This window comes from Chloroflexota bacterium, from assembly GCA_026710945.1.
In the GTDB taxonomy this organism is placed as follows: Bacteria; Chloroflexota; UBA11872; order VXOZ01; family VXOZ01; genus VXOZ01.
This window is the reverse complement of the sequence record JAPOQA010000060.1, coordinates 44,595-55,967: the sequence shown is the minus strand read 5'-3', so window position 1 is coordinate 55,967 and position 11,373 is coordinate 44,595. Positions and strand designations below refer to the sequence as shown.

Here is an 11,373-nt window from a genome sequence, read left to right as displayed (position 1 = left end):
CAAGAGAGCAATTCTACGATGATCGCGAGGCGTACTTAGACCAGTTCCGTTGCACTGGGGGAGGTGGGGCGACTGCAAGTAGGACACAGGTCGTTTGGCCGACTCCCCCAACGCAAGTTGCTACTGCGGCATCCACTCCCATGCCAACACCGGTTCCTACGGCAACTGCCACTCCTGCTGTAGAGATACTCGACAGTCCGCGTGAGCCTAGACTTGCCCGTGAAATACTTGTCGGCTACCTTGTGGACAAACTGCAAGAAGAAGCCTCAAGCGCCAACGTACAGAACGTTGCAAATCGTCTTGCTTACCTCACGGGGTCTGCCCCTCTAGTCCTAAGGATGTATCTCGCAGCAGGTTACAGTTTTGCGCTAGAAGATGAGCCAGTTTTCTACTCCGCGTTCCTAGTGCACCCCGGCTGCGTAGTTAGCCACCCAAGTCTAAGGGAGGATCAAACAACGGCATTTGCCGAGAATTTTAGCCGTCGTTGGCCCGATGTGGATCCCAATACAGCGGTTGGGCTTGCTGAGATGGAACAGTTGACAGACGCGCAGAAACAGGAATTCTGCAGGCAGTACAACGACTGGATTGAGGCGAAGAAGCCTGGCTAGCTACTCCTGGGCTTCTACGTCGGCAAGTTGATTTACGTTATTACGTAATTACGCGGTTGAGGTATTCCGCAAGTGCGGTTTCGAGGATCGCCTGGTGTGTTTGGTCGATTTCTGCGGCGTACATGCCCAGGCGGCGATAGGCGCATCCTGCCGCGAGAGGATCAGGAAAAACCCCCCGGCCAGCGCCGGGGGGTCTGTCTTTTACCAACTGCGTGATCGACTGCCAGCTAGTACCAAAAGACTTGAGCAAACCCAGCAAACACGGCCACCAACGCCAGTATCAGGATGACTTGCACGCCGACCATCCATTTGACCATCTGCACCTCTAGTTGACGCAGGTCGGCTTTGGTGGCGAACGTTTCCATGCGCGTCTCAATTACAATCAGGCGTTCTTCGATGCTGGCGAGCCTACTCTCTACGTCTGTCTCTTCAGGTGCAATTATCGCCAAGATTCTGCTTCTCTATCCAGGAGGTTCTCCATACGTGACTATCTGGGGGTGTTGAGGTTCTCGCTCCAGGACGACTCTTCGACGCTACTGCCTTGGAAGCTCTCACCAATGACAACAAACTTTCGTGAGTTGTTTGAACCCGGTCTGATCGTGTACAGACGGTATCCAATCTTGTTGAGACGTTCGATTGCAGCTTTCAGGCTAGCATCGGCACCATCCTTCGTGACTACAACCCAATTCAGTGGACGTATCGGACTCGCCATTGCTCGCCTCCTTTAGGCAATGCTTCTAACAACCCATCTTCTACCAGCGAATCAATCCTCGTTTTACTGACACTGAATCTGATGCTCGTGCCCGGGGTCATCGAGGAGCCAGCTAGCCGGATAGTGCGTATGCTGGCCACGACCAAGCAAGGTGGTTCCGCAGCGGTGCGTGTGCTGGTCGCTGTTGCCGGTATTCTCCATCTGCTGAATGCGGCGCTCCAACGCTGCGATGCGCCGCTCTAGCGCCGCAATGCGGTTAGTTGCGCTCTGCTGCGGTGCCGGCGTAGGTGTGGGCACTGGCGCCGCTGTCTGCCCTAGCTTGCAGTAGTCCTTGAGAAGCTCGCGCATGAAGTCCTTAAATCGATTGGCTTCTTTGCCGTTTTCAATGTCTCTATAGTCCTGACGAAACAACCACGCGGCGTAGTTGGCATGTCTAACGCGGGCGTTGTCCGTGTCGGGGTGTCCCGCTTCCCCGTACCTTTTGCTCCACCACCACGCCGCTCTGTTTTCGGCAAAATGTTCATTCATAAAGCAATAATCAATGGCTAATCCTTCCCCGCCCTTCGGCTTTTCTCCGTACTTCGTCCAGGGATGGCCCGCATGGAACAGCTCGTGCACCAGCAGGTAGGCAATCACTTCGAGCGGTTGGTGGCGCATGGATTCGTCAACCGTGATGGTGTTTGTGGAAATGGTGTACTGCGCCAGGTGCTCGATGTGGCCAAAGGTGAACTTTGGGTCTTTCGTGGTCACTGCACTATATTCACCGTAAACGCCCCCCGGCCAAGTTTCCTCGATCATGTTCAGGGCATCTTGCAGGCGCGGGTCGATTTCGTCAGCAGGCAGTGGCACCGCGGAGAGGAGTAGGAGAATGAGTGCGAGAACGACGGATAAGATGCGTGGCATGGAAGCCCCCTTGCAGCGTGCGAGGTAAAGCGGTACACTTATTATCCTTTCCGCTGTCGCGGTCAACCGGTGAGGTACGGATCCCAAACCCCGAGCACTTCTTCTCGCGCCCAAAGCTCAGCACTGTCCACTTGCTGGCTACACTCGCTTTGAATTGTACTATGCGCGTATGATATAGCCGTGATCTATCCGCCGATGTTCTATGACCTATTGTGATGTATCGGCAAAACTGGCATAATTGCCCCGGTGGGCGCCGATTCCTGCGGCCTCTGTGGGATTGTCTGTCTTGGCTTCCTCTGTAGTCGCGACCATGTAAAGCCTCCATACTATCATTGCTGCGCTACAAACGCTTTGCAGCGCAATCTACACAAAGGGGGCAAGACATGTCAGCAGCCAGAAAGGACGGGGCAGGTGATGGAGACCGTAGCGACGATAGTTATATTGCTGATTGCGGCAATCGTGCCGGTCGATCACGCGCCTAGGGACCGGTTCGGCAATCACATAGACACGCGGATTACGGTGTTTGAGTGGCCGCTTGAGCGTCGCACGCGAGAAGAGCTTTGGGAGTTGGCATATACAGTTGTTGGGGCAATTGGCAAGGTGGAACAGCAATGAGTCAACTACCCGCAGACAGCAGAAGGATGGTTCAGGCGTTGTTGTCTATCCGGCCAGAGGATGTGGAAAACGCACCAGACCCCGATGCGGAAGAGTTGAACCGGCCAATTGTCGTACGCCCCGAGCAAGACGTTCCAGAGAGGTCAGACCAATAGTGTTGAGCCGCTCTGTGCATTCGTTGACGCAGCGGTGCAGGTACTTGGCGCTCATCGAGTAGTACACGCCTTTGAAGCCGCGTTTGAGGACCGCCCACACGCTCTCGATAGACTGCGCGTGAGTTCTCCATTCACGTACTCCCTGCAACTTTGGTTCACCCACGCATACCAGTACCCGGGCAAACCTCGATACGCCCGCCAGTCGTCGGAGCAGACCGTGGAGTCCGGCTCGACGTTGTTCCTGATGGACCGGAATAGCGTCTCGCGGGATGCGTTGGGGATGCAGAACGCCTTGACCCTGCCGTCGCGCTGGTGCAGGCCGAACACCATCTCCTTGCCGGAGCTTGGCCCGGCACGGTACTTCTTCTTGGAGTGGCGGTTGCTGTCGGACCCGCCGACGCAGGTTTCGTCGACCTCGACGGCCGGTTACATTGCTTTACGTGATTACGTAGTTGCGCGGTTGAGGTATTCCGCAAGTGCGGTTTCAAGAATCGCCTGATGGGTTTGGTCGGTTTCTGCGGCGTACATGCGCAGCTGACGGTAGGTTGCGCTGTCAAGAGCGAGTGTGAGTCGCTTCTCGCCTTTTCGTTTCTTTGCTGCTGATGGCTTGTCTGAAGCGGTCGGCTCGGCGCCGCGTTGTGGTATCCCGGTATCGGTCGGTCGGGTTTCGGTGTCCAACAGCCCATCGAGGTCAACAGGTTTTTTAGGCATTGAGCATTCCCTTCACGTAGTCCCATACGGCGACAATCTCTGTACCCGCTTTTGTGTCTTTGGTTTCTGTAACGCCCTGCCCCGTGGCTGCTGTTTCGGCATAGGCAACACGCTGAGCGATGTTCACTGGTGCTAGCCGGCCATGCTGGGCTAGCACGCGGACCGCCTCTTCAGTGATCCGGGCACGGGGCGTTTGGGACAGCACAAAGGCAAACGGCTTGGTGGCTTCGTTGACGGCGGCTAGCGTGGCACCTACAGACCGCAGGTCGTCAGGGGAGGGTCGCACAGGAATCAATACAAGGTCAGCGGCAAGGAGTACCTCCCACAGCCATTCCGAGGCAGCAGGAGGGGTGCGGCGCGTACGTGAAATGGAAGAGGAGCGCGCACGAGCAGGAGGTACACAGATTATGATGCCTACTGATGGCACTCCTGCGAAAGGCCTGGCAGAAGACCCCGTAGAGAGGCTAGCCAAAGCCAAGTCCATGTTCGAGCAAGAACTCATCTCAGAGGCAGAATATGAGACCCTCAAGGCGAATATCCTGCAGAAGATGGGTCAGTGACCATGAATTTCGGTAGTTGGACAGAGCTTATTCTAGTCCTGGTGATTGTGGCAGTTATTGCCATAGTCTGGTGGGTAAGGCGCCACAAGATTTGTCTTTGTACGTCGCTTCGTTGATGTATGCCGGCGTGTGCTCAATGGTGTAGTGGTGAAGCTGGCCGGTGATGGCACGCTTGACCAGTGACCAGAAACCCTCAATGGTGTTCGTGTGGATGATGCCGTCCACGTAGGTCTTGTTGTGGCTGACGCTGAGATGCTGCATCCAGTCGTGCACCTCATTGTAGCCGGGCCATTGGTCGGTCATGAGAATTGACCGTGGGTCGATATTCTTGCGTAGGAACATGTTGATGAACCTGGCGGTGATGCGAGGCGAGAGTGAAGCCTTGACCATACCGCCGCGCTCCACGGCACCCAATACCTACCTTGCGCTTGCGACTGCGTCCCATGACACGGTCGTCACCGCGTGTCTTGCCACCCAAATAGGTCTCATCAGCCTCAACGATGCCGCGCAGCAGATCGCCATCTTCCTTCATAGCCCTGCGCGTGTCAATCGTCTGGTGAGAGAACTGTATCACAATTACGCATCAACGCAACCACATAACGTCGTATCTGCATAACTGCGCAGATGCGTCATGCGTAAGTGTAGTGCCGTCTTTCATGGCGAGCACGGGGGAACCACAAACAGATCGTCAACTATGGTCGGTAGCCAAGGTCTATCCCCGCGTGCACGGGGGAACCACCCTTGCCGCTTGCCTGCTGCCGAGCGTGCTAGGTCTATCCCCGCGTGCACGGGGGAACCTTGGCACCAGTAGAACGTCTCCGACGCATACAGGGTCTATCCCCGCGTGCACGGGGGAACCCAGAACATGGAGCGCCAGTTCTTCTCCACTTACGGTCTATCCCCGCGTGCACGGGGGAACCCCGCATGAAGCGGGAACGCCTGAGCGCCGACCAGGTCTATCCCCGCGTGCACGGGGGAACCATGCGTTTGATGCGGTAGGTGGCACACCTGAACGGTCTATCCCCGCGTGCACGGGGGAACCCTGCTCCATCGTGCCGCCCCAGAGAATCCACGAGGTCTATCCCCGCGTGCACGGGGGAACCTGTGCGTCGAGTGCTGGTCAAGATACGCGGGCAGGTCTATCCCCGCGTGCACGGGGGAACCGCGCTCGACGAGGGCTTCCGCTGTAGGCAGAACGGTCTATCCCCGCGTGCACGGGGGAACCGTTCGGTAGCATCTCTCGCGGCGAAAGAACGCGGGTCTATCCCCGCGTGCACGGGGGAACCGCGGGCGATTGGTGAAACGGAGACCCTCAAGAAGGTCTATCCCCGCGTGCACGGGGGAACCCGTCCGATTGCTCAGTTGGAGTTGACACGGTAAGGTCTATCCCCGCGTGCACGGGGGAACCCGGCTGCTTCTGTCCGATGAACACGCGGATAGGGGTCTATCCCCGCGTGCACGGGGGAACCTGCGCTCCGCTTCCTGCATTGCCGCTTGTACGGGGTCTATCCCCGCGTGCACGGGGGAACCATCAACACATAGGAGCCGGCATCCTCAAGCATAGGTCTATCCCCGCGTGCACGGGGGAACCATGTCTTTTGTCCCGTCCTTTCTGTAGTTCACGGGTCTATCCCCGCGTGCACGGGGGAACCGCGGCACGTTGCACCATGCCTAGCACCATGCCGGGTCTATCCCCGCGTGCACGGGGGAACCCGCTTCTCCGCCGCTTCTGCCATCAACATGCGCGGTCTATCCCCGCGTGCACGGGGGAACCTCAAACCCGTCTCCGACCTGCTACCCGACAGCAGGTCTATCCCCGCGTGCACGGGGGAACCTTTGCGCCATCTGCTACCAGGAGCTCCACAAGAGGTCTATCCCCGCGTGCACGGGGGAACCTGGTGTGCGTCGGTCGCATCCCTTGAGCCGCACGGTCTATCCCCGCGTGCACGGGGGAACCCCTTGTCTCGGTCGTACTCTGCAAAAGACATTGGGTCTATCCCCGCGTGCACGGGGGAACCCTGATGCTATCGGGTAGGACGTCGGCGACGGGTGGTCTATCCCCGCGTGCACGGGGGAACCGACGAGGACGGCGAGCTCCAGCTACACAACTGGGGTCTATCCCCGCGTGCACGGGGGAACCGAGCGCATCACAATGGCAGAAACACGCGAAGAGGGTCTATCCCCGCGTGCACGGGGGAACCGGCGTATCCACCTCGTACCGTCCTCTGCCCAACGGTCTATCCCCGCGTGCACGGGGGAACCATTCGTTCGTCCGATATCACTCCCCCGTAATACGGTCTATCCCCGCGTGCACGGGGGAACCTCGGTCGCTTGCTGTGCCATTACTCTGGTCTCCGGTCTATCCCCGCGTGCACGGGGGAACCGGCGTATCCACCTCATACTGGCCGCGCCCGTGCGGTCTATCCCCGCGTGCACGGGGGAACCCGCAGCTATACGTGCGCGAGGTCTCGGCAGCAGGGTCTATCCCCGCGTGCACGGGGGAACCAAGCCGCGCCGGATCGTGCAGCTCGCGGCACCGGGTCTATCCCCGCGTGCACGGGGGAACCTCGTGCCGTTCTGGTCATATTAGGCACAACCAGGGTCTATCCCCGCGTGCACGGGGGAACCTGAATCGCGTGCAGGAAATGACGGAGATATCCCGGGTCTATCCCCGCGTGCACGGGGGAACCTCAGTCGAGCGAGACGAAAAGGGTAATACGCGCGGTCTATCCCCGCGTGCACGGGGGAACCGTCACTCCCGCCCGCTTCGCCGCCGCGCTCACCGGTCTATCCCCGCGTGCACGGGGGAACCTATTCCGATACTTGGCGCGGTGTACAAGGCTTGGGTCTATCCCCGCGTGCACGGGGGAACCCAGTTCACGCGATAGCAGCCCCCGCGATACACCGGTCTATCCCCGCGTGCACGGGGGAACCCTTGCATTGCCTATCACTGCGCCTTCTCTCATAGCCTTGGTTTTGCATATTCATATCGCAGAGAGAACAGCGTGCTCAATGCTGCGCCAACGATATCGACTGCTGCCTAGCTGTATTTCACCAGGAAGACGCCATCCGCATCCACAATCTCCTTGGGCGCCTCGCCCAGGGTCCTGATCTGCTGATTGCCCACACCGGACGGGTCTCGCCAGGTCATCACGATTGCGCCCTGCCCAAGCTCCTCGTACCAACGGCTTAGCACATCCCAAATCCTCTCTCTTATGCCTCTCGTCATGTTGGGCGACGTATATACACCAGGAGCTATTTCCAACATCGCCGACGCCAGGAAACCCCGGTAGCGCGCCTCCACGTTTGTCGTGACGATTACGATCATGCACAGTTCCTTGGAGTATTACGCTTCCAGGTGTCCTTGCCCAGGCGCTTCGGCCTTCGCCTCGATGGGTGCTACGCCTTCGAAGAGGACCTTAATGCGGTCTATCATCTTGGGAATAACGTTCTCGGTCCTCAGCATCTCCCCCGTGGTACGGCGGGTATGCCTCTCGATGTTCAGCGCGGGGTCTTGCATTACCGCCTTGGCGGACTTGAGCGCGGCGGGAAGCAGGATTGTGTCCCGGAAGAGATCGGCGATGTCCAGGACAAAGGCATCGCCGCTGTGCTCGTGTATGAAGCCCAACTGCGGAATCGCGCCCACCGAGATCACGGCGATAGCAGCCGCCGATGTCACGGCAACCGAGGCGTGATTGATCGCCTGGTTTGGTATATCGGCAGAGAGCGGATTGCTCCGGTCGTAGCGCCGACCGTGCCACGGCACGCCGTATCGCTGGGCCAGATTTCGGTAGGATTGCTTCATGCGGGCGCCTTCGATGCCCCTGAGGACATCAAGGTTCTGATGGGGCAGCACTTCGCCAAGGCGGAGGGCATACATCTTGCGCGCTATGGTTATGCGGCTGCCGGTGGGGTCGCCCCAGGCGCGCATCTGGCGGCGGGCCACCTCGGATGTATCGGGCATGAGCGGCGGCGCGGTGTAACACCGGACGCCGTCCTCGCCCACTGCCACCAGGGCCGTCCCGTGGCGCGCCATGAGGCGCAAGGCGTCATGGCTAACCGTGGAGCCCGGCCCCAGTAGGATCATGGAAAGGGTTTGAAAGGGTATGCCGTATTCCCCGGCGTCCAGCGAGCTATCGGCGGTGGGCGGGATCTCGCGGCGAAAGCGCAACGTGCCGTCCCGCACCGTAAGCGCGCCGCGGGACAGCCACAACAGACCGTGGCGGTCCGCATGTGGGATCCGCGCGGTTTCAAGTCCTAGTCTGCCTCTCAGCATTTCTTGCCTCGCTGCTTGCGTATTTGCTTGTTAAGGTGCTGCGGCGGCGAATCGCCAGTGCGCGCCCTGCGGACGGCGCTTCAAACCGGACGCAGCAGGAGCATGCCAAATCCGTAGGCCCGATGGCGACCGATGCCCTTGGCGAGCAGCGCGGCGAACGCCTCCGAGTCGGTTATGGTGAGCACACCCCGCATGACGGCGTCCGGCCCCTCGGAGTATGGGGCGGCCCCGGCCTTGCGGTAGGCCCGCGTGCGCTGGAAGGAGACCAGCGTGGTCTGGGTCAAGTCTAGGCTCGCACCGAGCCTTCGACCTTGACGCAGCCTTCCACCCGACTCTTCCGACAAAAGTATGGCGAATTTGTCCGCCAACCAATCCGCGTAGACCTGCTCCCGGCTGCGGGGCATCTTGCCTTTGGGATGCCGTTCAGCCTCGGCTTGAAAAGCATCCATCTCTCTGTGACGACGTTCAGAGTCCTCTCTGGGCTTCCGCACCACGGGCCGGACGCGAACCTCGAAGCCGAGCCTTTGTCCGACCCGCCACGCCGACGGCATTGCCTTGCTGTCCATTTCGTCTACCGGAATGACGCGGCTCTGCAAGGGGTCGGCGTAGACGTTGGCCATCTCCCGCAGCGTGTCCGCGTCGCTGCGGCCGTAGCCGTAGAGGACGCCGGTGGGACAATCCCGCGGCAGTATCAGGCGGAAGGGCTTGGGCGCCAGTTCCCCAAAGCACTCGCTCAGCAGGCAGTGCATGGCGTGATCCGGGTCCTGGAGGCGCTTGCTGCCCATCCAGCGACGAAACTCTCGCGCGTCAATCTGGGCGCGCACCATCTGTAGGACTCCCGTTGCGGAAGTTGCTCCGGTGGTTGTGGTCATGTCTGCTCCCTTGCCGTGGATGCCGGGGATTCCCCGACGGCGCCGGCTCGCGCGTTGCAGACGGCGCCCTCGCATACCCAGCGACCGCCGCCGTGCAGCCCCGATACCCAGTTGCGCTGGTCGGTGAGCATGTAGCGGCGGGCGGTCTTCACCCTATCGTCCTCGCCCACTGCCTCGTAGGCTGGCCACATGGCTGCGAGGGTGTTGGAATTGTCACTGTCCTCTTCCGGTTGCGATGCCAGCAACGCGGCCAGCGCCGTTTTTCCGTCCGCGTAAGCGACGAACAGCGGCCGCGACGGCAGGCACGGCTTGCGCCCGATGAAGAGCGGCCGCGCCGGCTCCTGGAGCGCTTCTGCTACGTTGGCCAACGTCAGCGACTCGTCCACCGGCTCAAGCCTGAGGGCCACGGTAACGCGCATATCCGCAAAGTAGTCGCGGTAGCGCAGGTGGGGAGCATTGTAGGTATTGGCCCCTCCTGCGCGACCTTCAGGCAGCCCTCGTGTGGTCCATCCCATGTCAGAGGCTCCAAGTTGAGCAGTTTGGAAGTCCGTCAAGCGCACCCCGCCCGCCGGTTCCCGGTCGATGCGGGCGGCGAAGACCAGTCGGTCTTGCAAGCGCTGATGCCGTTTCGCCTCGGTGCGGCGCCAGCCCAGAGCGTTGGCCAGCAGCCCGGTGAGCATGGACGCCGCCGGGAATCGACGTATGACGCCGTAGTTGTCGATGGTCTCGCCGCCGAAGGCCATGAGCGGCGCTTCCAGCCGCAGTATGAGGTGGCGCATGGCCTACGCCTCTCCGTTGCGAACCGTCTCCGCCGCCCAGGAAGCCAGAGCGTCCAGGTTAAGGCGCGGCGTGCCAGGGATTTCGCAATCTTCTAGGCACATCACCCCGCGGGTCTCTGCGGCACCATAGGCATTGTCCAGCTTCTCCAGATGGCAGGATAGCCTTTCGGTGGCGTCCTCTACCTGCGCCTTGGCCGGTTTTCTAAAGGCGTTGGCCAAGCTGCGGGGCTGGCGCTTTCCGGCCTCGATCAGCATCAGGTCCGCATACGCGTACGGCGCGGTGGACCCCCGTTTCGCGCCGGGCGAGACCGTGGCGATCAGGTGCGCAAGATGCTCGACCACCCGAGCGGCCAGCGACCTGTCGGCGCTCTCCCAGTCCTCCGCCTTGCAACCCTCCAGGTTGGAGATCAGCCCCGGCACGTCAACCACCACGTAGCCGTAGAACAGCCCGGCCGTAAGCTCCATGTCCCCGATGTGAGCGGCCCCGGGGTCCTCGTCCTCCGTTTGCAGGTCGTCCACCACGGAGAAGTAATCGCTCTCGCTCTCCTCCGGGTGAACGGTGAAGGCGTGGGCCACGTGAACGGCGGCGTCGATGTTGGCGGCAGGGTCGGACGTGACCATGCGCCCGAACAGCGCGCCCTCCAGCCCGCCGGGCAGTCGGGCCGACTCGCGAAAAGCACGGAAGTTCGCGCTCTCTCCCTGCCGTTTCCCGAAGAGCGCGTCCGCTGACGCCTTGGCTCCGGCGGCGTCGTCCGCGTGCGCGGCGCAAATCTCGGCGGCTTTTTCTTGCAGATATCCCACTTCCGGGAAGCCCAGCAGCAGGGGCTGGCGGCCTGATTCCGATGTGCCGCCGGATCCGTAAACATGGACGTTGAAAGCGCTATTCACAGCATCCAGCACGTCCTCGGCTATCCCGCCAGCCTCCCGTATCGGCTGCATGACTTTCTGCTCAACGATGTTTCGCGAGCGGATAGCCGCTGCGGCGTCGGGAATATTGTGGATGGCGTACTCATCTTCAGCCACCCGCCAGTGACGCTTGAGGCACTGGGATGAAATGCGGGTACGCACCGCGCCGCCAAAGGGCATGCGCTTGGCCAGACCGCTATCGTCGCGGTTCAGCAGCGCCGCCGGGTAGGAGTGCAGGGCGTGTATCTGTAGGAACCTTGGTGTTGTCATGTGAAA

General features: G+C 60.6%; 13 protein-coding genes and 1 CRISPR repeat array. Of the genes, 3 read left to right on the top strand and 10 right to left on the bottom strand.

The genetic code is table 11. From position 1 onward, the window contains the following. A partial coding sequence (locus tag OXE05_12690) for a hypothetical protein (protein ID MCY4438178.1) occupies positions 1-608 on the top strand: 608 nt, incomplete at its 5' end. 227 nt (positions 609-835) lie between these two features. Here the strand turns inward: OXE05_12690 and OXE05_12685 are convergent. Continuing rightward, on the bottom strand, positions 836-1,057 hold the full coding sequence (locus OXE05_12685) for a hypothetical protein (GenBank protein ID MCY4438177.1): 222 nt from the start codon (positions 1,055-1,057) through the stop codon (positions 836-838). 326 nt (positions 1,058-1,383) lie between these two features. Next, the gene (locus tag OXE05_12680; GenBank protein ID MCY4438176.1) at positions 1,384-2,223 is read right to left on the bottom strand and encodes a hypothetical protein; all 840 of its coding nucleotides are present in this window, start codon (positions 2,221-2,223) and stop codon (positions 1,384-1,386) included. Between the two features lie 414 nt (positions 2,224-2,637). Between OXE05_12680 and OXE05_12675 the strand changes: the two genes are divergently transcribed. After that, positions 2,638-2,838, top strand: a complete 201-nt coding sequence (locus OXE05_12675; protein MCY4438175.1) for a hypothetical protein — start codon at positions 2,638-2,640, stop codon at positions 2,836-2,838. A gap of 599 nt (positions 2,839-3,437) precedes the next feature. Here the strand turns inward: OXE05_12675 and OXE05_12670 are convergent. Both OXE05_12670 and OXE05_12665 read right to left on the bottom strand, forming a co-directional pair. Then, entirely contained in the window at positions 3,438-3,704 is a 267-nt protein-coding gene (locus tag OXE05_12670; protein ID MCY4438174.1) for a CopG family transcriptional regulator, read from the bottom strand. Beyond that, positions 3,697-3,990 (bottom strand): hypothetical protein, encoded by a 294-nt coding sequence (locus OXE05_12665; GenBank protein MCY4438173.1) that lies wholly within the window; start codon positions 3,988-3,990, stop codon positions 3,697-3,699. The genes OXE05_12670 and OXE05_12665 overlap by 8 nt, the downstream gene beginning before the upstream one ends. 121 nt (positions 3,991-4,111) lie before the next feature. Between OXE05_12665 and OXE05_12660 the strand changes: the two genes are divergently transcribed. Continuing rightward, the gene (locus tag OXE05_12660; GenBank protein ID MCY4438172.1) at positions 4,112-4,264 is read left to right on the top strand and encodes an SHOCT domain-containing protein; all 153 of its coding nucleotides are present in this window, start codon (positions 4,112-4,114) and stop codon (positions 4,262-4,264) included. Between the two features lie 54 nt (positions 4,265-4,318). On the opposite strand, the gene OXE05_12655 is transcribed toward OXE05_12660, so the two are convergent. The 6 genes from OXE05_12655 to cas7e form a co-directional block, all read right to left on the bottom strand. Then, positions 4,319-4,669: an IS1595 family transposase gene (locus tag OXE05_12655; GenBank protein ID MCY4438171.1), complete on the bottom strand. Its 351-nt coding sequence runs from the start codon at positions 4,667-4,669 to the stop codon at positions 4,319-4,321. Between the two features lie 243 nt (positions 4,670-4,912). Continuing rightward, positions 4,913-7,198: a CRISPR direct-repeat array (repeat unit 28 nt; unit sequence GGTCTATCCCCGCGTGCACGGGGGAACC). Between the two features lie 106 nt (positions 7,199-7,304). Further along, positions 7,305-7,598, bottom strand: coding sequence for a type I-E CRISPR-associated endoribonuclease Cas2e (gene cas2e / locus OXE05_12650; protein MCY4438170.1), 294 nt, complete (start codon positions 7,596-7,598; stop codon positions 7,305-7,307). Positions 7,599-7,610: 12 nt separating this feature from the next. After that, a complete protein-coding gene (cas1e, locus tag OXE05_12645) occupies positions 7,611-8,540 on the bottom strand; it encodes a type I-E CRISPR-associated endonuclease Cas1e (GenBank protein ID MCY4438169.1) in 930 nt (309 codons plus the stop codon). Between the two features lie 80 nt (positions 8,541-8,620). After that, positions 8,621-9,412, bottom strand: a complete 792-nt coding sequence (cas6e, locus tag OXE05_12640; GenBank protein MCY4438168.1) for a type I-E CRISPR-associated protein Cas6/Cse3/CasE — start codon at positions 9,410-9,412, stop codon at positions 8,621-8,623. After that, positions 9,409-10,191, bottom strand: a complete 783-nt coding sequence (cas5e, locus tag OXE05_12635; GenBank protein MCY4438167.1) for a type I-E CRISPR-associated protein Cas5/CasD — start codon at positions 10,189-10,191, stop codon at positions 9,409-9,411. The genes cas6e and cas5e overlap by 4 nt, the downstream gene beginning before the upstream one ends. A 3-nt stretch (positions 10,192-10,194) precedes the next feature. Continuing rightward, positions 10,195-11,367 (bottom strand): type I-E CRISPR-associated protein Cas7/Cse4/CasC, encoded by a 1,173-nt coding sequence (cas7e, locus tag OXE05_12630; protein ID MCY4438166.1) that lies wholly within the window; start codon positions 11,365-11,367, stop codon positions 10,195-10,197. Positions 11,368-11,373 lie beyond the last annotated feature (6 nt).

Bases quoted from the DNA above. Each gene is read 5' to 3' on its own strand.
- OXE05_12680 (MCY4438176.1), bottom strand. From the start codon at position 2,223: ATGCCACGCATCTTATCCGTCGTTCTCGCACTCATTCTCCTACTCCTC.
- OXE05_12675 (MCY4438175.1), top strand. From the start codon at position 2,638: ATGGAGACCGTAGCGACGATAGTTATATTGCTGATTGCGGCAATCGTG.
- OXE05_12670 (MCY4438174.1), bottom strand. From the start codon at position 3,704: ATGCCTAAAAAACCTGTTGACCTCGATGGGCTGTTGGACACCGAAACC.
- OXE05_12660 (MCY4438172.1), top strand. From the start codon at position 4,112: ATGATGCCTACTGATGGCACTCCTGCGAAAGGCCTGGCAGAAGACCCC.
- cas1e (MCY4438169.1), bottom strand. From the start codon at position 8,540: ATGCTGAGAGGCAGACTAGGACTTGAAACCGCGCGGATCCCACATGCG.
- cas6e (MCY4438168.1), bottom strand. From the start codon at position 9,412: ATGACCACAACCACCGGAGCAACTTCCGCAACGGGAGTCCTACAGATG.
- cas5e (MCY4438167.1), bottom strand. From the start codon at position 10,191: ATGCGCCACCTCATACTGCGGCTGGAAGCGCCGCTCATGGCCTTCGGC.
- cas7e (MCY4438166.1), bottom strand. From the start codon at position 11,367: ATGACAACACCAAGGTTCCTACAGATACACGCCCTGCACTCCTACCCG.